The sequence below is a fragment of the Bacteroides sp. genome (assembly GCF_052357945.1).
Taxonomy (GTDB): Bacteria; Bacteroidota; Bacteroidia; order Bacteroidales; family Bacteroidaceae; genus Bacteroides.
Genome location: NZ_DAWCXD010000001.1, coordinates 18,992 through 39,751, shown reverse-complemented (window position 1 = coordinate 39,751; position 20,760 = coordinate 18,992). Strand labels below are relative to the sequence as shown.

Genomic DNA, 20,760 nt, shown 5'->3' with positions numbered 1-20,760 from the left:
AAACACAATAACTCCCAATATAAAATCACATTTTAATTATTTTGAGGCAAATCATTGAATTCTGCATTCCAAATGATATTTGCCGAAGCAGGGAAAGTTAAATCACGCCCATTGCCCGAACTGTCCTTCAATGTATTTCCTTCTCCTTCATCCAATTTCCAATAGCCATATAAGTCCGACGAAGATGGAGAAGTTATTGTACGCAAGTTAGCTTTTACTTCTTCCGCCGTCAGACACTTCTTCCACATACGAATATCAGAAATCAGACCATCAAAATACATACTTGAACTTGTATTACCAAACTGAATACCAGTCAACGTATATCCCACCTTGAATCTTTGAGAAGAGGATGGTCCCCAACGTTTAGTAGGTTTTGCTGAAGCAACTTCCTCACCGTTAATATATAAACGATAAGCAACCTCAGTATTCTGGCCCGTTTTTGTTCCGTCACAAGTAATAGTCAACCTAACCCATTGATTAGCCGGCAACGTTATATTTTGATTAGCCAATGTCAAGTCACATTGACGATTACCAATATTAGACGCTCCCGTTGCACCAGTTACACGTAGTTCACAACCACTAAAAACCTCATTATTATTGTTGGTATCCTTACCACGCCATGTACCTATATAATTAGTTCCACTGTGCCAATTATATGGATATACAAGCATTTCAAACGTATGTGTATTATCTTCAATCGTAACTACTTCATCATTTGCGAAACTTAACGTACGATACATATCCGTTGAATAAGAACTCATATTCAATCCCGGTATATAATCCAATTCCCCATCAATGCTAATCGTAAAATAAGAAACAGAACGAGTGTCCGTTACAAATTGTCCTACACACGTTTCATCTATTGTTGCAACAATAGGAAGCAAATATTCTTCACCTTCCACCAAACCGAACAATGATGAAAACTTAACTGATAAGGAATTGGATTCTTGCTGTCCTGCCTTCACTATCGCATTTTTAGCTTGCAACTCATAGACAAAAGCGGGCATCATCTTATAAGACGTGTTATTTGCAGCGTTATAAGCCTCTACCATACTTTCGTCCACGGCAATGTCACACAATAAAGTAGTAGCAGTAGGTTTATCCAGTTTGATAGTATAATCATAAACATAGCTTCCTGCATCCAGTATCTCCCTATAATCAATAGAAACAGGTCCTGCCTCCGACTGTGGCATCTCTATTGTCGGCAATTCAATAAAATCATTGTCATCATCCGAACAAGATGTGAATCCTACTCCTCCCAATAAAACAAGCAAAAGGAGAGTTAATCTATTTATATTGTTTTTCATTATCATACAGTCTATTCATTTATTATTACCTTATTCAAGACATTTATTCGTATCATCATAAGTCCAGTCAATCGTGATTCCATTCTTATAACTGATATCACGCTTTGACGGAGATAAATCATAGAAAGTAGTTCCTTCTCCTTCATTCATTCTCCAATAAGACACAAGCCCATTGGTAGAAGGGTCTACCCCACATACATTTGCTTTAATTTCACGAGCAGACAAAGGACGAGTCCAAAGACGCATCTCACTCAAACGACCATAAAACAATTGTGAAGATTGATAACCTTTTGAAGGCATACCGATCTGTACTCCATAAAGCGCATATTCATACGGAGCAACTGTCATTGAGTTATCTTTCTCTCCATTGATATACAATGTCAACGTACTGCCGTCATTTACCAAGGCAACAGCATACCAGGTATTTAAAGCAAAGCGAGTATTCGATGACATTTTACCCTGTTTAGTTGTTACATGCAACTGGTTCGGTTCATCCGTTCCTTCACCAAAACGAAGCAGGTTCTGGTCACATTTAAAGCCTCCATCATCAATCGCTCCCCCTTCTACAGATGCTTCACTACCTCCAAATGAGCAAACACGGGTAGTACCGGAAGCTCCGGAAGAACGGAATTTAGTGGCGTAAATCTTCACTTCCCATGTATAAGTAGGCAAAGAAGGAATAGGATCCGGAAGCAAAAATTGATAAGCCATAGAAGCCTGTCCTACATACGGAGCATGGAAACGCAATGTTCGAGATACTTTCAGGAAAATAGTACGCCCTGCTTCTATAATATCCAAATCTCCCGTCGCACTTTTTATGGTAACCGGTATCAAATAAACACGTCCCGGAACAAATTCCGAATCATCGGCAATTGAAAGAGAGGCAGCAGAAGAAATTGCCTGTCCTGCTGAAATAGTAACCTCCGGATTTTCAAATGTATATGATTTATCCGGAATGGGATAATAATTGGTTCCCATTTCCTCATTATAAGTATCAACCAGACTTGCATCAACAGCCAGATTCACCTGAATATCCGATTCAACGCGAGAAGTTGAAGTCACAGAAACAGCATACGCAGATGGAAATCCATCAATGGCGAACTTTACCAATCTATCCGAAGATGTTCCGGTCATTAACAACCCGTCACCTTTTTGAGCGGCTTCCTGGCATCCCTGCAGCATAAAAGAAGCTATTCCTATCAAAGCAGCTCCCCATATCTTTTTTATATTATTCAATGTTTTCATACCTTGCATACAAATTTAAAATTCATCCATTTTCTTCTTCCGTTTCTTGTTTAGTAGACTGTTGTACAGGCTTTCCGGCAGGATTTTGTTCCTGAATACCACGTCGAAGGCTATAATAAGGAATAGCGGCTTTCTCTTTATCACCTATAGCCTGATTAGCAGGACGAGTGGTATTGTATTCATATTCAAAATAATATCCGCCGAATCCGCCTTTTCGTCCTTGTGTAGGATTCCAGCGTGCCATACCTATTACAGAATAGATTGGATTGCCCCATGAATCTACTTTATTTCCATCGGCTTCCGTAAATTCGACTCCACCATTCTGCCAGTACCATCCCATTTGTTCCGTAGCAACGAACTTTTCAGGAGGACACCAGCTGCTAAGCTGGTCAAATTTAGATTGCAAACTTTGAGCACTACCGGTGGTGTAACATTGTCGTACAAAATAATCGACATAAGGTTCTGTTTCCTTAGGAGGCAGCTGATTATAGAAGTCAACAATTAATAATTTGCCTGTACCCGATTGAGGACCGAAATAATTTCCCAATACCTTTATAAACTTTGTAAAGTTATCATTTTGCAACCAGTCGCCTTCCGGTTCGTAGTCCAAGTCCAAACCATCCAGATCGTTACGCAACACACATCTCACAAGATGTAAAGCATAAGCCTCGATACCTGCGTCGGTTTTAGGAAACTCCGTACTTCCAATACGGCAAATCGTACACATCACAACGCGAGTCCCCTTTACTGCACGGATATAATTCATTTCCTCATAAGCAGTCGGCAAATAACGCTCGTTATAATAACTAGTTTCTACATAAGCCGGATTGTTGGAAGGAATACCTGACCACAGACTGACGATGTCCAGACTATCCGGTAAACCAGTGAAATGAAGTCCCTGCGAAGGAGATGCTTCTGAAGTATAACCGGCATACCAGCCGAAACAAATAGCATGATCTGTTTTCTTATATTCACGCAGGTTCTGATAATATTCTTCATTATAAGTATTAGCCGCCTGTATAACTTCCGGTTCAATATCCGTATCACAACCACTCACAACAAATGTCAAGAGATAGGTGAACAAAAAATATACATAATTTCTTTTCATATTCTGCATTATTTAAGTAACCAATTATTTATTAGGCACATCCCACCACAATCTGACACCCGGGTTATCTACGCCACCTAAAAGTGTGATGCCTTTATCCAACTCTGTTCTATTCGTATTATATTCCGATTCCGGATAAGGTAATCTGCGGATTTGTATATTTGTGTCTACAGAACCTCCGGAACTTTCGTTCACAACAACCGGAAATACTTTCGGGTAACCGGTACGGCGGAACTCTGTCCATGCCTCTTGTCCCACCGGATAAAGAGCAATGTACTTTTGAGTAATGATTTGTTCCAGATTTGTTTTAAAATCTCCCGATTCATCCCAAGCGATAGAAACAGTACCCAAAGCATCCATGGAATGAGATGATGTCACCGGATCCTCATAATTGGCAGGCACATATCCACCCGCCGCAGTTCTTGCCAGATACGCGTCAGCTCCTGATACACCATGTTCATCAAAAGACATTCTTATTCCATCTTCATAATACTTTTTAGCATCGGCATTCGTTCCCCAACGCAAAGCATATTCCGCCAACAAGAAATATGATTCGGATGAACGCATCCACACTACATTGGAAGTAACAGTTGCCTGTGGTTCGGCAAAGATTCCTGTTATATATTTATCCTTACTTACGTCCTTTGACATTCCGGCTCTTATACCCCGATATTTTCCACCCGTACCTGCCTCGAAGTAAGCAGAAAGTCGTGGATCCTGATAACCATTCATGTATGAATCCAGCGTCGCTCCCATACAAATATCATCCCATCCTTTCAGAATATACAGAGGACTTTCATAAGTCGCTATCGGAGTAATATGCTGAAGTTCTGCTAAATCAGACTTCACATTCATCAATCCATAACTATTGCCAATAGCCAGTTGGGCTTCACTTTTTGCCTTTGTTTCATCCACATAGGCAAGATGCAATGCAAGACGCAAACGAAGTGAATTGGCAAACTTTATCCAAGATGTAACATCACCGTTGAACACACAATCCCATGATGACAAAACTTTACTTCCGGATGCAGCATAACTATCCAAGTTATTGATAGCTCCATCCAATTCTTCAAAGAATCTGTAATAAACATCCTTTTGCGAATCATAAGGCACTTCTTTTGAAACTCCAAAATTCAAATAAGGAATAGGCCCATAGGTATCTGTCACACGATGCATTGCCGCTACTTTCAGAATCTGCGCCATAGAAAACCGGGGATCTTCGTCATTGTTAATCGCTTTTCTTATTTCACGCCAGGCATTCATAGTCGTCAGGTAATTGGTAGTGAACATATCACCATACCAACTTCTTTTATCCCAATTGTAACGACCGGCAGAATTGATACTGGGAGCAGGAAAACCAAAATAGCCGACATAGCCATCTCCACCCATCACTTCCACAGTCTGATATCTGTCCGAACCGATATTAAGTCCCGGTTGTGCTACCACCAGTACGTTCTGCTCCATCTGTAAAAGAAGAGAACCAGTTCTCACATTATCCCAATCCGTCATCTCGTCGGTTGCTTCATTAGGATTGGTATTGTACTCCAGAAAATTCTTCGTACAACCTACATTTATCATGATTACTCCAAGGAGTAAGTAGTAGTTCCTTACTTTAAAAAACTTACGTATGTTCATCATTATTTTTTTTTAAAGGTTATCCAATTAGAAAGAAATCTTTGCAGAAAATCCCATCGATCTCAAACTCGGTTGCATGAAATAGTCCATACCCTGGTTATAAGTACCTGTACTTGCAGTAGATTCCGGGTCAAATGGAGCCTTACAATACAGCATCCATAAATTACGTCCTACAAAGGAGACATTCAATCCAGAAATCCATTTACACCATTTATTGATCGGAATATCATATCCCAATGTCAATTCTCCCAAACGAACATTAGTCATACTATATACATACATAGAACCTACATAACCTGTACCATTAGCTCCGATAGTCTGATACCATGTCTGGGCATCAATCATCTGGCCGTTTACTTTCACGCCACCATTATCCCGTGCTTCTGCCGATGTCTTAGACACTCCATAATAGTCCATTACAGCTTGAGTGGCAGAAACTCCGATACCGCCTACACGGGCATTCAACATAAATCCGAGGCTGATTCCTTTCCAATTAAATTCATTTCTCCAGCTAAGAGTATATTTCGGATTGGTATTACCGGCATAGACATAATTATTCTTATCTGTTTCCAATGCACCTGTCATTGAATTCATCCAGATATGTCCATGCTCATCAGTTCTCATTGTATTAACATAAACATCTCCCATAGAGCCCCCTACTGTTAGCCGTTGTTTGGCACCGCCTAACGAATAGACATCCATTTCGTCGAGATGTACTGTCACTCCCAACTCTTCATTTGTATATTCAGGGAGTAATTGGTCAATGCGGTTTCTGTTGAGCGACCATAGTAAAGTGGTTTTCCAATCTACAGGCCCTATATTCTGTTTAAAGCCAAGAGCTAACTCAATACCTTTATTCGTTACTTTACCTGCATTTACATATAGTTTAGAATATCCGGTTGTTGTAGAAATTTCCGGACTGAAGAGCTGATTCTCCGTATATGTCTTATAAGCTGTCACGTCCAGTGTCAGTTTATTATCAAACAGACCTAAATTAAATCCTCCTTCCCATGAATGAGTTCTCTCCGGTTTAAGGTCTTTTATCGGGAAATAAGAAGTGGTATTCAATCCTCCCAACACTGCGTAAGTAGTGATAGCCCTGAATCTTTCCGGTGCATTACCCACCTCACTATATGAAAGGCGAACCTTTGCATAAGAAAGAATGTTAGATTTCATTGTAAACATATTAGTCAGAATTGCTGAAGCACCGATAGAAGGATATAATATGGAAGAATGGTTTGTTCCTGCCAAAGCAGATATCCAGTCATTACGTAACGAACCGTCTACATAAACCATGCCCTTATATCCTAATGAGAATGTTCCGAATAAAGAATTGGTACGGTCGTGATAGTTCGTATTTTTATAGGTTAATTTACCGGAAACGTTCGCATTGTTAGAAGTAAACAGATTAGGAATGGTCAGTAATCCTCCTCCAAAATTAAGCTCCTTATAATCCAAATCCAATAAACTGGCACCTAAAGATGCTGTCAAATTCCATGTGTCGTGATAGAAATATTTATTGATATTCAACATAGCATCCGCATATATCTGACTGGTATTCTTGTTCGATTGCACGTATGCTCCTTTATCCGAGTTTTCAGCAATCACATTCAAAGTGGAAGCATACATTTTCTTTTCCGAGTTGATAGTTTCCTTATCCAGTTTCACGCGTCCGGAAACATTCAACCAATCTGTTATCGTATATTTTAGTGAACCGCTTGCCAGAAAACGGTCTTTCTTGTTGGTATACATATTCCGGTTCGTAATCCAGTAAGGATTCTGCATGGATAATCCATTTTCTTTCAATGGCCAGAACTGTGTTTTAATGTTACGGTCTACATCATATCGTTCATAATACTGATATTTCGAGAAATCATCACCGCGCGGAAATAAATAAACGGGAACCAATGGATTTGCATACTCTCCTTGCGACAACATATTCTGTTCCTTTACATTAGAATACATAAAACTTAAATCCATCGTCAGTTTATCATTCAGCATAGAGGTAGTGTTACGAACAGAGAAATTATATCTGTCCAAGTCATTATTCTGAATGATACCCCGGGCATTCACAGCACCTACAGATACATAGGTTTGATTTTTTTGTGTCCCTGTAGTCAGACTTACAGTGTTTGCTACATTGTAACCTGTCTGGAAAAAATCTTTAACTTCATAATCGGTAGGAGATGACAATTTAGATGCCCAACTATACCACTCTCCTGTTTCCGAACCATACGTATTCTGGAATTCCGGCAATCGGAATGGTGAATAGAAGGTTGAATTATTACTGTAAGTCAATCTGGTTTTATCTACAGCCCCCTTCTTCGTTGTGATAAGTACCACACCATTGGCAGCAGCCGAACCGTATAGTGCAGCGGCGGCCGATCCGCTAAGTACTGAAATTGATTCTATATCATCAGCGTTGAAGTTAGCCAATCCGTCACCGGATTGTCCGGCACCCGTATACTGATCGTCGGGTTGTTCACCAGATATATTAGCCAAAGGAACTCCATCTACTACATATAGAGCGTTGTTATTACCGGATATAGACTTCGTACCACGCATTACCACACGGGCACCACCTCCAATACCGGATGAACTTGCATTGATATTCACACCCGCTACCTTACCGGCAAGACTGCTCATCACATTCATATCTTTCGCCTTTGCCACTTCATCGCCGCCAATCTGCTGCACATTGTATGTCAAAGACTTAGTTTCGCGTTTAATGCCCAAAGCCGTTACAACAACCTCATTCAAGACTTTTGTATCTTCCGTCATCACAATGGAAAGCGATTTATTATCTGTAACCTTCACCTCTTGAGAAGCATATCCAATATAAGAGATCTCCAATACCGCTCCCTTTTTAGCTTGAATCTGAAAGTTTCCGTCGAAATCTGTAATAGCACCGGTAGTTGTTCCTTTTACTTTCACATTCACTCCGATCAAAGGTTCTCCTTTTGTATCTTTCACTGTACCTTTTACCTGAATAGTCGGATCTTGCTCTGTTACATTCAATTTATTGGTAGACAAGATAATCTGCTTATCAACCACTGTATAAGTAATGTTGGTTCCTTTAAATACCTCATCAAGAATATCCAGTATCTTACCTGAATTGTTTCTCACAGAAACAATACGGTTCTTCTGAATTGTTTTATCATTATAAAGGAAAACATAGTCGGACGTCTCCTCTATTTTATTCAGTACCTGTTCTACAGATACATTGTTCATTGAAATGGCAACCCGCGTTCGCTGGGCATAGCCATCTTCGGCAGAAAGTTGTAATACTACTGCGAAAAGTAGTGCTAGACTAATCCTCATAACTAAAGGAAGTTTTAGATTTAAAGCATATTTAGGACATAATGCTGTAAATGAATGATTTTTTTTCATACATTTGTGGCTAACTAAAGTTTATTACTAAATGAACTATGGTTTGATTCCGGCTAGTGTTTGCGAGACCTTGTACCGTGAATCTGGAAAATTCGGAGGAAGACAGCTGTTGGTAGCAGCTTTCTTCCTTTCTTTTATTCTCTTGTGTTATTCCATGGGCTTTTATTTTAAGGGTTACTACTCTAATATAAATCTACTCTAATTTTAGTCTTTGATAATGTATCATCTGCCTGTTGTTGCGATTCTTCAATTTTCCATTTTAAATCGGCAGACCTGGCCAGATAATCCAATATCTGCGACAGAGTTTCAGTCCGGAAAGTAGCCCGGTACTTATATTCTTTTCCAGACCTATTGTTAAACTGAATTTCTACATTGAAATGTCGTTCCAGACGCTTCAGGATTTCTTCTAATGAAGCATTTCTGAAAATTAGTTTTCCATCTTTCCAAGCTATCTTTCCATAGACATCCACTTTATTTTTTTTCGACTTTTGACTCTGTTTATCGTAAAGCAACTGTTCTCCAGGAGCCAATACAATTGTTTCCTGATTAGGGGTTATCACATTTACCTTACCTTTTTCCAATACTGTTTCTATATAATTATCATCCTCATAAGCAGCTACATTAAATTTGGTACCATAAACATATACGCTCAAGCCATTCGGAGTATTTACATAGAAAGGACGATCTTTGTCTGCCTGCACTTCGAAATATGCTTCACCCTTCAACTCTACCAACCGGTTGTCTTTCTTGAAAGTGGTAGGATAACGCAATGTACTACCTGCATTCAACCATACTACAGAATGATCCGGAAGTTCATAACGTATGACAGAACCGGTAGCAGTTACCACCTCTGCATATTTTTCGTCGGTTTCTGTTCCACTAAAATATAAATATCCCAAAACCAGAGAAGAGAGAAATAAAGGTATAGTCAGAAATGCTGCATAACGCATCAGTTGATTATACATATTCTTTCTTCTATTAGTTTTTATTTTGGCTTGTGCTTGATAATAGGCACCCAATACATCAATGGATTCCATTTCTTTAATATCATCTCCCAATGCTTGTGCTTTACGGAGCAATGATTCCGGACTCATATTTTCCATATTTTCTTTCAAAATCTTATCTTTTAATTGTAATTACACTTATAATACAACTGAAGCAATTGGAAAAGGACAGCAAAAACAAACTTTTTTTATTTTATTTTTTGAGCCATGCCAAATTGAAGCGATAATGCAATCGGCTACTAAGGATATGAACCACATTATCAGGAGTTTGTGTTCCTGCAAGATAACCACGTGGTTCAGCATGATTTTCATCCATTTCGAAATATCCCGTCCATGCTCCACCGTTTAAAAAGCGATATTCACCGTCCGTCAGTAGTTTTCTTACCGGCCATGTTTTTCCCTCATCATAGGAAAGAGCCGCATACATGCCATATCCTTTCTTCACATTTCCATTTTTATCCTTAAATTCCAGACCACGTTCTTCCAAAGGCGTACGTTGCGGATGGTCTGTAAAAGAAACCAATAGCAAAGGTCCTTCATTCAGTCTCATTAAAACAAGACGCTGACCTCCGTCAATAGGAGGGAGTTCGCTTGCTACATATTTCCAGGTCTTTCCCATATCATCTGATATACTCATTGGCATTCGGAGCTTTCCTTCTTTATTCCGTATGCTATTACCACGCCCCATAGCCATCAAACTTCCATTTCCTAATTGTACAATTCCCGCATGGATACCTGCGATTGTACTTCCCGTTCCTCCTTCTTTGAAATCCGGCAAAGGAGCGCCATCCCAAGGATCGCACCATGTTTTTCCTCCATCTTTACTGATTTGAACAGCTGCCCCATCATGACTGCCAGGACCCGCATCACAGGCTTGAACCAGCCATCCCTCACGTGTGCGAATCGTACCAGCTATTACCTGATGACGTTTGGTATGTTCGGGAGCTATCAGTTTAGGAGTGCTCCATGAAGCACCGTTATCTGTACTGGTACGTAGTACCATTGCGAGATTCTGCCAGTCACCCGATGCTTCTACTCCATTGATATGATACAATTTTCCTTTCCCGTCATTGAGCAAAGCGCTTCCTGTCATATTCCGATCCGGAACCTTAAAGAATAAAGAAGCCACATCCCAATCAGTATGCCCGGCACGCAAGCGGGAACCGAGTACTACCATCCCTCTCCCATTCTCTTCATTTGCAGAAAACCATATTGCCAGCAAATCTCCATTATCACACCACGTAACTGCAGGCTGATGATTATGTAGATAAAATGGGGTATTCGAATCACATGCCGGACGTACCACAAATGGTATCGGAGGCAAAAACATCGGTGTGATAGCAGATACTTTCTTCCATTTTATAGATGTATTTTCTACAGACTTCTGATTGAACGGGATAGGCGCAGATGTTCCCGATACATTCAAACGAGTATCGGCTTCCACAATTCTAAATCCGGTTTGGGAATGTTTATCTTCCGGGAGCATAGCCAGTCGATTGGCACTTCGCAAGTATTTCTCCGGGGTGTGATGACTCCCTCCTCGAGTGACCCGAAACTCTCCTGTCAATGGTCCTGCCGGGTCTTTCTGCTTTTCTGCGGAATAAGGAGCATACCAATCCAAGCACCATTCTTCCACATTTCCATGCATATCATAAAGCCCGAATGTATTAGGAGGAGTCTGGGCTACTTTTAAAGATACCGGATCAAAGTCACGAACCACTTTTTGATTCCGATGATAAACTGCAGGTAACCCGTCTCCTGTAGAAAATAGTGTGTATGTGCCTGCCCGACAAGCATATTCCCATTCCGCTTCTGTTGGCAAACGATAGTTTCTGCCTTCTTTCCGGCTAAGCCATTCACAAAAGGCAACAGCATCGGAATAACTTACATTGACGACTGCTTCATCATCTTCCAGCGAAACACCGTTTTTTCCTCGTAATGCCCGATGTTCCGGACGGAATGATTCATATTGTGCATTCGTTATTTCAGTAATTCCCATACGAAACGGGCGAGAAATTACTACCTGATGGATAGGAGCCTCATCAAAATCTTCGCCTAATCCGTCACTTCCCATATAAAAACTTCCGGCAGGTATTTCAACCATCGGAATAAAAGACTTGGAAACTTCTTGAGAATGTATTGGCAAACAAAAGGTTATAGCCAATAAAAAAAACTTGTTTTTCATATTTTAATCCTGTTTATATATAATACAATCAACCTATATACAAAAGGACAGTCTTATCTGATTATTTTCTATTCATTAGGGGTGAAAGCAAAAAAAAGAATCGAAAATGAGGCTTTGATAATTATCTTATTATATATTTGCAACGAAATGAAAAACTACAGAACCTCAAAATAATGAAAATATCTTTTTCTAAACAGACTAAAGAACGGGCTTTCAAACAACTTTATGAGGAGTATTATGCCCCATTTTGTTTGTATGCAAAAAGGTTTGTTGATGATAAAGAAACACGTGAAGACATCGTTTCGGATGTATTCACCTCATTATGGGATAAACTGGATACTGATTCTTTTGATCTTCAATCGAACACTGCATTAGCTTACATCAAAATATGTGTAAAAAATAGCTGCCTGAATTTCCTGAAACATCAGGAATATGAATGGAGCTATGCGGAAAATATACAGAAGAAAGCTCCTGTCTATGAAACAGAACCGGATAGTATATATACTCTTGATGAGCTATACAGAATGTTGTATGAGACATTAAACAAACTTCCCGAAAACTATCGAACCGTCTTTATAAAAAGCTTCTTTGAAGGCAAAACGCATGTAGAAATTGCAGAAGAGATGAATCTTAGTGTGAAATCTATCAACCGTTACAAGCAAAAGACAATGGAACTATTACGTAATGAACTGAAAGACTATCTGCCATTGTTACTTTTGTTATTCCATCACGCATAACAGCCACTCCTAATCAACACATACAAACTATTACTTGTCCGTCCGGAAAGTATTAATAATAAAGTTGCTATTGCCTAATAGCAAACTTCCAATCCTTTATATATAAAGCTGCTTTCGACTAATCATAAACTATAAATGCAAGCTTCGTTTTTATAATCAAAGGTTGCATTTATAAAAATGAAACTTGCATTTATATAATCAAAGCTTGCAATTATAGCTTATAATAGGTGAAAAACAAGTTTACTATTAACCCCAAACAAGTTTATCTATAATGAAGAATAACTTTGCTATTAATGATTTAGGCGTAAAATAGCAGTAGATTGTTATACAACTGCTATGAGAAATAACGAGAATGAGTATGAGAAATGCCAACTTTTAGGGATAAATCACAGGAAAAGTATGAGAAATGCCAACTTTTAAAAGTATTTCTCATATTCTATTACATTATGTTTCAACAGGTTGACTTATATTCATGAGAATATGAGAAATAGAATTGCCAAATCGCTTATGGGAGGCTGAATTCAAGTTGTAAATGCGACACCTCCTTGTTTTACAAGTTCACTAGTTTTACCGGAAACCTCAACTACATTATTGCATCATCATGTAGTTCTATGGATGGGAACTGATGCGAATGGGAAAGGTATGATGCTGCCAAAGCGCGACATCCGACACGATCAATTTTGCCGTTTTCCGTCTGTGGAATAAATTCTGTAATAAAAATATGTTTGGGACGATAATATGGTTCCAATGTTGCCTGCAACTTATTTTCTATCTCCCTTGTGTCCAATTGTCCCACTATCAATAAGGTTACAGCCTGCCCTAAACGCTGATCCGGAACTGAAGTAATGACAAAGGACACAGGAATAAACGGGCGAAGTAACTTCTCCATCTCCTCTGCTTGAATCTTAATTCCGCCACTGTTAATCACATTGTCTTTCCGGCCTAGAATCATAAAACTTCCATCGGGATAGATACGTGCAATGTCATTGGTCTGCAATGTTTCGTCACATACCAAAGGGGCATCAATGATTAATGTATTCTCTGCGGATAAAGACAATTTTACTGAAGAAAATGGATAATAATGTTCTGAAGCCGATGCTCCGTTCAGACGACGAAGGGCAATATGCGACAAGGTTTCAGTCATGCCATAAGTGGAGTAAACGGCAGTCGGAAGATGATCTATCTCCGTTTCCAGAGCCTCATCAACGGCTCCGCCTCCTATAATCAGAATATCCGTTTGTTTTAATCGCTCTTTTTCTTCGGGAACCTGCAACGTGTTATAAACTTGCAATGGGACCATTGCCACAAATCTCAAAGATTCTTTTATATCCGCCAACGGATGACCGGAAGCAGGACGAACAATCAGATTCAAACCTGCAACCAATGAACGTACAACCACCATCATTGCACCGATATAACGAAGATTCATACATAATAATGCCGACTCACCTTTCTTCAAATTCAGAAATTCACAAGTCAGACGCGCACTTTGCATCATTTGATCCTTGCGTACCATCAGTTCTTTAGGTGTACCCGTGGAACCCGATGTATGAACCGTGATGACAGGAGAGTCATTAAACCATTCGTTCAGGAAAAGATATAAATCCCAATAAGCAGGAGAATGAGCTTCTGCTCCTCCTGCTATCAGTTGGCTTATATCTTCAAAAGTGTATTCTTTTCCTTCCAGTAGCAAGCGCTGTTGTTGTCGATCGAATATCATCAGAATATCCTTTAAATACCACTAAATACCATCATTTACAAAACCACAGGCAATCTTTTCTGATTTCAAGAGGTACTTCTATATTGTCCGTAAAGAGCATACCCGTTCCCAGTCCTTGTGGTAGTGGATTATTGAATGTTGCACACCAATGGGCGATAGCGTTCAAACCAATGTTGGACTCCAAAGCGGAAGTGATCCACCAGCCGATATGTTGCTTTTCCGCTTCCATAATCCATTCATCCCCTCCACATATTCCTCCGTGAAGGGATGGTTTAATGATGATATATTGCGGACGGATGGTTGCCAGCAGTTTCTTTTTTTCTTCCAGCGTGTTGCATCCTATCAGCTCTTCATCCAATGCTACTGGCAACGGAGATTCAGAAGTGAGCCGAGCCATTTCTTCCCATTGTCCGGCACGAATCGGCTGTTCGATAGAATGTAAATCAAATTCTGACAGACGTTTCAGTTTTTCCATTGCATCACCCGGAGAGAAAGCACCGTTTGCATCTACACGCAACTCTATTTCTTTAGAAGAGAAATGGGTACGAATATGACGTAGTAATGCCAATTCTTTTTCAAAGTCGATAGCGCCAATCTTTAGTTTGACGCAACGGAATCCGGCTTCCATCTTTTTCTCGATCTGGGATAACATGTTTTCAAAATCTCCCATCCAGATCAGGCCGTTGATTGGAATCCCTACCTCTCCACGTGAAAAAGCCGTATCGGACAAAGCCCAACTCCCTGCAAAGAAATGCCAGATAGCCGTTTCCAAGCCAAATAAGATGGAAGGATACTTGCATAGACCATCTTTATCCAATTTTCCCTGTTCTTCCTCTACTTGCCGGCAAGTTCTTATTAATATATCTTCGTAATCAGGGAGATCATCACAACTTAATGCAGGCAAAGGCGCGCACTCTCCAATTCCCACTCTACCCGGAAAATCAGGAGAAGTAAAGTGAAGATACCAGACTTTTCGTGTAGTATATGTTCCCCGGGAAGTTCCCGCGGGTTGCTTGAAATGAAGCAACCGGGGAATAATATCTATCTTACAATCCATAATGAATATCTTTTCAATCTGCTAATTACTGCACAATCAGTCCTTCATTAGCCTATTATTTTAAGGGAATTTCGGATATTGTTTGAAGTTCGGTTTACGTTTCTCCAGAAATGCATTCTTTCCTTCCTGTGCTTCATCCGTCAGGTAATAAAGTAATGTTGCGTCACCTGCCAACTCCTGAATGCCTGCCTGACCGTCCAATTCGGCATTCAATCCCGCTTTAATCATGCGCAAAGCCAACGGACTAAGTAACATCATTTCTTCCGCCCATTGCACGTATTCATCTTCCAGCTGTTCCAAAGGTACTACCTTATTCACTAATCCCATATCCAATGCTTCCTGTGCATTATACTTCCGGCAAAGGAACCAAATTTCACGTGCTTTCTTCTGTCCTACCACACGTGCCAGATAAGATGCACCGAATCCGGCATCAAAGCTACCCACGCGAGGACCTGTCTGACCGAAAATAGCATTTTCCGAAGCAATGGATAAATCGCATACCACGTGGAGCACGTGTCCGCCACCAATGGCAAAGCCGTTCACGGCAGCAATCACAGGTTTCGGAATACTACGGATTTGCTTTTGTACATCCAATACGCTCAAACGAGGCACACCGTCTTTCCCGATATATCCGCCACGTCCTTTCACATTCTGGTCGCCTCCCGAACAGAATGCCTTATCACCGGCTCCAGTAATTACAATCACATCAATATCCGCTTCTTCACGGCAAATGCGCAATGCATCACTCATTTCGGCAGTGGTAGTCGGAGTAAATGCATTCCGATAACGTTCACGGTTGATTGTGATACGGGCAATTCCATTATAATAATCAAAAAGAATATCGTCGTATTCTCTGATGGTTGTCCACTCTCTTTGTGTTGGCATAATTTATTTTTGTTTTAATTGATGATAATAATTCTTCAACATACGTGCATCCTTGTTTTTGTTGGTAAACACTTCCAGGAGCACAGGTTGTTCCATAGTTTCCGGCTGGGTGAAAGTCTTCATTGCTTCAGCCAGCTCTTCATCATTTTGCGCTTGTAGATAAAGGAAGCCACGTTCCTCTGCCCAGCCTTTGGCTGACGTTTTATGAACTGCTGCAATAAATTTATGTGAGGTGCCCGACATATCCAATCCCGGTAAAGTATGGAAAATCTCTCCTCCTCCATTATTTAATAAAAGGATACGCAGGTTGGAACGGACGTTGATATTCCACAATGCATTCATATCATAGAAGAAACTTAGGTCTCCGATAGCTATGAAATTCAGTTTGTCGGAAGCTGCCGCATAACCGACAGCGGTAGACAACGATCCTTCAATACCACTTGTTCCCCGATTGCAACAAACTTCAATCGTGGAAGGAATCGAATATAGTTGTGCATAACGAACTACCGAACTGTTTGCCAGATGCAATGCACAGGACTCCGGCAAGGCTTTCAATAATGTACCGACAGCCAACATCTCCGAATAGGCAAAATCCGGTTCGGAGATAATCTTACAATAATTCTCCCATACACGGGGATAGTCAGGAGTCCGGTTATCCAGCAGACTGGCGATCTTCTCCAGAAATTCAAACGGGTCCATCTCGATCACTGTAGTCAATGAGCCGTATAGATCGACAATCTCACCCTCCGGCGATACGTGCCAATGCTCTTTAGGCGGATGCTGACGGAGAAACTTCTTCAATCGTTTGGAAACCACATGTCCTCCATAAGTAATCAGCAATTCGGGCACCATCTGGTCTATCTTCTCTTCGGGCATGGCATAAAGTGCCGCATCGAAATTCTTTACCGGAATACCGGGAACTGTCTGATTGCCGATATGTTCCGTCAACCAGGCAAAATGTTTATATAATAACTTGATATATCTTTTTTCAAACAGATAGATAAGGTTCATCTGACCGATGATAATCATACGCTTCTGATATTTATTCATCCGGTCGACCAGATCATTATAATCACGGTCATAGACGTTCAATCCCTGATAACGAGTTATCACACGCACTTCCGGGAGCGTATCTACCGTGAACTGAAACAGTGGTTCGGAAATAGGAACATTGATATGCACCGGCCCTTTTCCATGATGATTCGTCTCCAGCAAGGCTTCATTCACCAGGCGATTGCAATACCATTCATCTTCTTCCGTATGAATCTCCGGAAGATTGACCGACTTCTTTACCAGCGTTTGAAACACACCCGGTTGCGGCACTGTCTGTCCATCCATCTGTCCGATCCAGGCAGCGGGACGGTCTGCTGAAATGACAACTAAAGGAACATTCTGATAAAATGCTTCGGCTACAGCCGGATGAAGATTTAATAATGCAGTACCGGAAGTGCAGCACACAGCAGCAGGCTTACCACCATTCAACGCAAGACCAATGGCAAAATAACCGGCACTCCGTTCATCCGTCACTGCATAACAGGTGAAGTTCGGATGATTAGACAAAGTATGTACGATGGGCGTATTACGACTACCCGGACACAACACAACCTTAGTAATCCCGTGCGCCTCGAGCAACGCAACCAACTGGAGTATGTTCTTCTTGTCTGTATACATGATGATAATTATTAGTAGTTTATGATTTTAAAGGAGGCGTTGCAATAAGCCGTTTGATGGTTTGCAACTTCTTTTCCGTTTCCAGCCATTCGTCATTCAATTCCGAAGAAGCCAGTAGTCCACCGCCGGCATAAAGAGTCAGTTGTTCATCTTCAATATGCATACAGCGCAGATTCACATAGATGTCAGTTCGCCCTTCCGGGTCCAGCCAGCCGATAAAGCCGGAATAATAGCGGCGGTCGTAACCTTCGTTCTGCAATATAAACCGATAGGCTTCTTCTTTCGGTAAACCGCATACGGCAGGTGTCGGGTGCAACACTTTCAAGAGATCTCCCAAACCTTTGTTATCTTTCAAAGAAAACCGGAAATCTGTTTTCAAATGTGACAAAGCACCTGCATAAGCCGGATAAGGCCCGTTCTCCGTAGAATGAATGCCCAACGAAAGGAGTTGGCGACGAATGTAAGAAGCGACATAATCCTGCTCTTTTCGATTCTTTTCATCCCATATTTGGGGCAGTTTACCATCTTGCAAAGGCTGTGTCCCGGCCAACGCTACCGTATTCCATTCATCTTTTTCACCCGATAAAATGATTTCAGGAGTGCTTCCCAGCCAGATACCAGTTTGCGGAGTGTAGCACAAGTATATATATGAATGAATATAACGCCTGCACGCTGCACGAAATATAGATAAAGGAGAAAAACCGGATACCTTATCAATAGTAAGATGACGTGAAAGTACTAATTTATCAAAAGTATTGTCACGCAAAGCATTTATAAAGGTATGAAAGCAGGAGGCATATTCCTCCGTAGAAGAAGTCAGGAACGATTCTTGTCCTTGCATCCGCAAAGCGACTTCCCGTTCTTCTGCCGTATCATTGTCAATCGGCAAAGGTTGCCCCCACTGATCGGGTTGAATCAATACGACAGGACACGTCTCACTCACCTGAAACGGAGCGATGACAAATCCTCTCTGTCCATTCAGTTCTTTCAGATCGTATATCAGACGTACCGCTCCTTCCGCCTGTGTCAACAGACGGGGAACTTTCTCCCCGGGAATACGGTAAACAGCAAACGGCTGCTTCCGCTGAATAAATGCATCAATAGTTGTCAAATTACTTATTTCTTCGTCGGTCATCTCTTTTTCATCACACTGTTGACTACGCGTATGGAAGACACCAGTTTATTCGTTGAAGTAAACACGTCTACATTCCATACATGGGATGAGCGTCCCTTATGTACGATTGTTCCCACCGCACGCACTGTGTCTCCTTCATGTGCGGAGGATATATGATTGCCACTGACCTGCATTCCGACAATAATCTCATCCGGTTGGCAAAGAATCATCGAGCCGAGTCCGGCAACTGTTTCTGCCAGTGCAAGAGTGGCTCCGCCATGTAAAATGCCAAAAGGCTGGCGGGTACGATGGTCTACCGGCATGGTTGCTTCCACACGGTCTTCATCGGCATACGTATATTGGATACCCAGGTTTCCCATCAGTGCATGGCGGGCCTGTGCATTCAGTTGGTCAAGGGGGATTTCGGCTGCACGCACTTCGGCAATGATAGCCTTTTCTACCGCAACAGCCACTCCGTCTTCCTCATTGGAAGCCGTCACATAATCGGCACAAACTTTCACGGAATCTTGTGAATGTCCCATAGCTACTCCTAGTCCTGCCAGTTGAATCATTGTCACATCACACACACCGTCTCCAATAGCAATCACTTCATCACGCTTCACATTCAATACTTCCAGCAAAGCTCCCAAAGAATTGGCTTTATCAATGGAGCAAGGAACTACTTCCAGAAAATAAGGTTCTGAACGGAATACGTCCAACGCTCCATTCAGTCTTCTTTTCCAATGATCTTCCAGTCCCACCAGCGCTTCTTCGTCGTCGCTGACCAGCATACATTTGCAAGGAGCAAAGTCGACGGCTGCAGAAAATTCTTCTTCCTTGATTATTTGCAGGTTATTCAACCGGGCTTCGTTACAGATATGTTCATTTTCTGGAGAATCTGTTATGATCGTATCATCATGATAAGTGAATATGGCAAAGCCATTTTTGCGGGCTTTCTTTTCCAGATAAGGCAACATTTCGGGATTGATCCTGCGTTCAAACAGAATCTCGCCATTTTGTGCATTGATTATCTGACAGCCATTATAGGAAAGAATAAAACCTCCATAGTTTCCAAGTTCGAGCATCTTAGCCAGTGGCATTAAGCCATAAGTCGGTCTGCCGGATGCCAATACGATACGTACTCCCATTTGTTGAACTTTCAACAAAGCGGCCAATGTACGTTTGCTAATTTCTTTCGCATCATTGAGGAGCGTTCCGTCTACATCAAGAACTAATAATTTATACTTCATGATTACACGATTTTGATTTAGATTACAAAGGTAGGAAATTGAGTGAACGACAGAAAGCGTAAACAGATAAAAATTACTTTAATTTCACTCTTTCAGACGCATTTCCAGATAATCGCGAAGGATTCGGGCATGATTATACACAGGTTCTTTAGAAGCATAAAGTAAAGTGACCACAGGATGGGGTTTGATAAGAATTAGAAAATCAGTCATTGCAGGAGAAGCATCCAGCTCTTTTTGATACTGCGTGACGAAATCTCCCCAATGTCCGGGAATATCTTCATGAAACCACTTACGTAATGTAGGGGATGGTGTTATGTCTTTTGCCCAATAATCGTATTTCAACCATTCTTTCTTCATTCCGCGTGGCCATAATTTATCTACCAACACCCGGTATCCATCTGTTTCTGAAAAATCTTCGTAAACCCTCTTTATCCTTACCTGTATCATTTCCA

At 41.0% G+C, this 20,760-nt stretch carries 15 protein-coding genes; 1 reads left to right on the top strand and 14 read right to left on the bottom strand.

Annotation, left to right across the window (positions count from 1 at the left end):
* Positions 1–32 precede the first annotated feature (32 nt).
* The 7 genes from ACT8YW_RS00145 to ACT8YW_RS00115 form a co-directional block, all read right to left on the bottom strand.
* Positions 33–1,307 carry a BT_3987 domain-containing protein gene (locus tag ACT8YW_RS00145; RefSeq protein WP_444103600.1) on the bottom strand — a complete coding sequence of 425 codons (1,275 nt, stop codon included), beginning with the start codon at positions 1,305–1,307 and terminating at the stop codon, positions 33–35.
* Between the two features lie 30 nt (positions 1,308–1,337).
* Entirely contained in the window at positions 1,338–2,552 is a 1,215-nt protein-coding gene (locus ACT8YW_RS00140; RefSeq protein WP_004325414.1) for a DUF1735 and LamG domain-containing protein, read from the bottom strand.
* Positions 2,553–2,574: 22 nt separating this feature from the next.
* Positions 2,575–3,660, bottom strand: a complete 1,086-nt coding sequence (locus tag ACT8YW_RS00135; RefSeq protein ID WP_008021551.1) for an endo-beta-N-acetylglucosaminidase family protein — start codon at positions 3,658–3,660, stop codon at positions 2,575–2,577.
* 24 nt (positions 3,661–3,684) lie between these two features.
* The gene (locus ACT8YW_RS00130; protein WP_444103599.1) at positions 3,685–5,298 is read right to left on the bottom strand and encodes a SusD/RagB family nutrient-binding outer membrane lipoprotein; all 1,614 of its coding nucleotides are present in this window, start codon (positions 5,296–5,298) and stop codon (positions 3,685–3,687) included.
* Between the two features lie 24 nt (positions 5,299–5,322).
* Entirely contained in the window at positions 5,323–8,616 is a 3,294-nt protein-coding gene (locus tag ACT8YW_RS00125) for a SusC/RagA family TonB-linked outer membrane protein (protein WP_444103598.1), read from the bottom strand.
* A 251-nt stretch (positions 8,617–8,867) separates the two neighbouring features.
* Positions 8,868–9,788, bottom strand: coding sequence for a FecR family protein (locus ACT8YW_RS00120; RefSeq protein WP_444103665.1), 921 nt, complete (start codon positions 9,786–9,788; stop codon positions 8,868–8,870).
* Positions 9,789–9,882: 94 nt separating this feature from the next.
* The gene (locus tag ACT8YW_RS00115) at positions 9,883–11,874 is read right to left on the bottom strand and encodes an SUMF1/EgtB/PvdO family nonheme iron enzyme (RefSeq protein WP_444103597.1); all 1,992 of its coding nucleotides are present in this window, start codon (positions 11,872–11,874) and stop codon (positions 9,883–9,885) included.
* A gap of 173 nt (positions 11,875–12,047) precedes the next feature.
* Here ACT8YW_RS00115 and ACT8YW_RS00110 point away from each other — a divergent pair, with 173 nt between their 5' ends.
* A complete protein-coding gene (locus ACT8YW_RS00110; RefSeq protein WP_009000801.1) occupies positions 12,048–12,611 on the top strand; it encodes an RNA polymerase sigma-70 factor in 564 nt (187 codons plus the stop codon).
* Between the two features lie 583 nt (positions 12,612–13,194).
* Here the strand turns inward: ACT8YW_RS00110 and ACT8YW_RS00105 are convergent.
* The 7 genes from ACT8YW_RS00105 to ACT8YW_RS00075 form a co-directional block, all read right to left on the bottom strand.
* A complete protein-coding gene (locus tag ACT8YW_RS00105; protein ID WP_444103596.1) occupies positions 13,195–14,331 on the bottom strand; it encodes an AMP-binding protein in 1,137 nt (378 codons plus the stop codon).
* 31 nt (positions 14,332–14,362) lie between these two features.
* Entirely contained in the window at positions 14,363–15,388 is a 1,026-nt protein-coding gene (locus ACT8YW_RS00100; RefSeq protein WP_008648531.1) for an o-succinylbenzoate synthase, read from the bottom strand.
* A gap of 60 nt (positions 15,389–15,448) precedes the next feature.
* Complete coding sequence (gene menB, locus ACT8YW_RS00095) at positions 15,449–16,273, bottom strand: 1,4-dihydroxy-2-naphthoyl-CoA synthase (RefSeq protein WP_004302264.1); 825 nt, start codon at positions 16,271–16,273, stop codon at positions 15,449–15,451.
* A 3-nt stretch (positions 16,274–16,276) separates the two neighbouring features.
* On the bottom strand, positions 16,277–17,944 hold the full coding sequence (gene menD / locus ACT8YW_RS00090; RefSeq protein WP_444103595.1) for a 2-succinyl-5-enolpyruvyl-6-hydroxy-3-cyclohexene-1-carboxylic-acid synthase: 1,668 nt from the start codon (positions 17,942–17,944) through the stop codon (positions 16,277–16,279).
* A 19-nt stretch (positions 17,945–17,963) separates the two neighbouring features.
* Positions 17,964–19,079, bottom strand: coding sequence for an isochorismate synthase (locus tag ACT8YW_RS00085; RefSeq protein ID WP_444103594.1), 1,116 nt, complete (start codon positions 19,077–19,079; stop codon positions 17,964–17,966).
* Complete coding sequence (locus ACT8YW_RS00080) at positions 19,076–20,308, bottom strand: Cof-type HAD-IIB family hydrolase (RefSeq protein WP_074557721.1); 1,233 nt, start codon at positions 20,306–20,308, stop codon at positions 19,076–19,078. The genes ACT8YW_RS00085 and ACT8YW_RS00080 overlap by 4 nt, the downstream gene beginning before the upstream one ends.
* Positions 20,309–20,392: 84 nt before the next feature.
* A complete protein-coding gene (locus ACT8YW_RS00075) occupies positions 20,393–20,755 on the bottom strand; it encodes a DUF488 domain-containing protein (RefSeq protein WP_074638805.1) in 363 nt (120 codons plus the stop codon).
* Between the last annotated feature and the right edge of the window lie 5 nt (positions 20,756–20,760).

Bases quoted from the DNA above. Each gene is read 5' to 3' on its own strand.
- ACT8YW_RS00145 (WP_444103600.1), bottom strand. From the start codon at position 1,307: ATGAAAAACAATATAAATAGATTAACTCTCCTTTTGCTTGTTTTATTG.
- ACT8YW_RS00140 (WP_004325414.1), bottom strand. From the start codon at position 2,552: ATGAAAACATTGAATAATATAAAAAAGATATGGGGAGCTGCTTTGATA.
- ACT8YW_RS00135 (WP_008021551.1), bottom strand. From the start codon at position 3,660: ATGAAAAGAAATTATGTATATTTTTTGTTCACCTATCTCTTGACATTT.
- ACT8YW_RS00130 (WP_444103599.1), bottom strand. From the start codon at position 5,298: ATGATGAACATACGTAAGTTTTTTAAAGTAAGGAACTACTACTTACTC.
- ACT8YW_RS00125 (WP_444103598.1), bottom strand. From the start codon at position 8,616: ATGAGGATTAGTCTAGCACTACTTTTCGCAGTAGTATTACAACTTTCT.
- ACT8YW_RS00120 (WP_444103665.1), bottom strand. From the start codon at position 9,788: ATGGAAAATATGAGTCCGGAATCATTGCTCCGTAAAGCACAAGCATTG.
- ACT8YW_RS00115 (WP_444103597.1), bottom strand. From the start codon at position 11,874: ATGAAAAACAAGTTTTTTTTATTGGCTATAACCTTTTGTTTGCCAATA.
- ACT8YW_RS00110 (WP_009000801.1), top strand. From the start codon at position 12,048: ATGAAAATATCTTTTTCTAAACAGACTAAAGAACGGGCTTTCAAACAA.
- ACT8YW_RS00105 (WP_444103596.1), bottom strand. From the start codon at position 14,331: ATGATATTCGATCGACAACAACAGCGCTTGCTACTGGAAGGAAAAGAA.
- ACT8YW_RS00100 (WP_008648531.1), bottom strand. From the start codon at position 15,388: ATGGATTGTAAGATAGATATTATTCCCCGGTTGCTTCATTTCAAGCAA.
- menB (WP_004302264.1), bottom strand. From the start codon at position 16,273: ATGCCAACACAAAGAGAGTGGACAACCATCAGAGAATACGACGATATT.
- menD (WP_444103595.1), bottom strand. From the start codon at position 17,944: ATGTATACAGACAAGAAGAACATACTCCAGTTGGTTGCGTTGCTCGAG.
- ACT8YW_RS00085 (WP_444103594.1), bottom strand. From the start codon at position 19,079: ATGACCGACGAAGAAATAAGTAATTTGACAACTATTGATGCATTTATT.
- ACT8YW_RS00080 (WP_074557721.1), bottom strand. From the start codon at position 20,308: ATGAAGTATAAATTATTAGTTCTTGATGTAGACGGAACGCTCCTCAAT.
- ACT8YW_RS00075 (WP_074638805.1), bottom strand. From the start codon at position 20,755: ATGATACAGGTAAGGATAAAGAGGGTTTACGAAGATTTTTCAGAAACA.